Origin of the sequence: Zoogloea oryzae (assembly GCF_030161255.1) — a bacterium.
GTDB classification, from domain to species: domain Bacteria; phylum Pseudomonadota; class Gammaproteobacteria; order Burkholderiales; family Rhodocyclaceae; genus Zoogloea; species Zoogloea oryzae.
The window spans coordinates 1-765 of sequence record NZ_BSPX01000258.1 but is presented as its reverse complement, the minus strand read 5'-3'; the positions used below and the strand labels follow the sequence as shown (position 1 = coordinate 765).

General features: G+C 42.6%; 1 protein-coding gene. It reads left to right on the top strand.

The window, feature by feature from the left end; translation table 11 throughout:
* Positions 1 to 727: hypothetical protein (locus tag QQK25_RS24940; protein ID WP_284190100.1), on the top strand; the 727-nt coding region annotated here is incomplete at its 5' end.
* Positions 728 to 765 lie beyond the last annotated feature (38 nt).

The window sequence follows — 765 nt, the reverse complement described above, 5'->3', positions numbered from 1 at the left end:
TAAGAATCGTCACCTCTTGGAAGTCGTCTGTGCCTCTTTATTTGAAGCACATATGCCTCATCACTTTTGGGGGGAGGCTTTATGCTCTGCAACTTACCTCATAAACAGAACACCATCCAACACCCTTCAGTATCAAACTCCACTACATACTCTAAATACTCTCCTCACTAAACCATCTACACCCAATCTTGAACCACGAGTTTTTGGTAGCATAGCGTATGTTCAAGTATACCCACATCAGCGTGGCAAACTTGAACCATGTGCACTACGTTGCATTTTTGTAGGCTATTCTGACACTCAGAAGGGCTACAAGTGCTTTCATCCTCCTACTCAGGCTATGCATGTGACAGCTGATGTAACTTTCCAAGAAACTGAGTATTATTACTCAGGGGGAGTTCCTGAGCATCCACTGCAGGGGGAGAGTTCTATATTCGCAGAAGATACTCAGATAATACAAAGTCAACAACAAAGTGTGATGGAGCAGTGTACTCAACAACCTACAGAAATACCAGAAGTTCATGAGTTAGAAGCAGCAGATGCTCCAAATGATGACTCAGATAATACAACCCCTACTCAAGTACCATCATCTCTCATCCAATCAGCTCCTGAGGCATCCTTACAGGTAATTGAACATTCAAACTCTAGTTCAAGCACATCACCAGAGTTAAATCATACTGAAAATACAACTTATCAGTTACCCCATCGTACAACTAGGAGGTACTCCTAAACAACAGTACGAACCGGAGCCTAAGGCAAAAGTCAAGT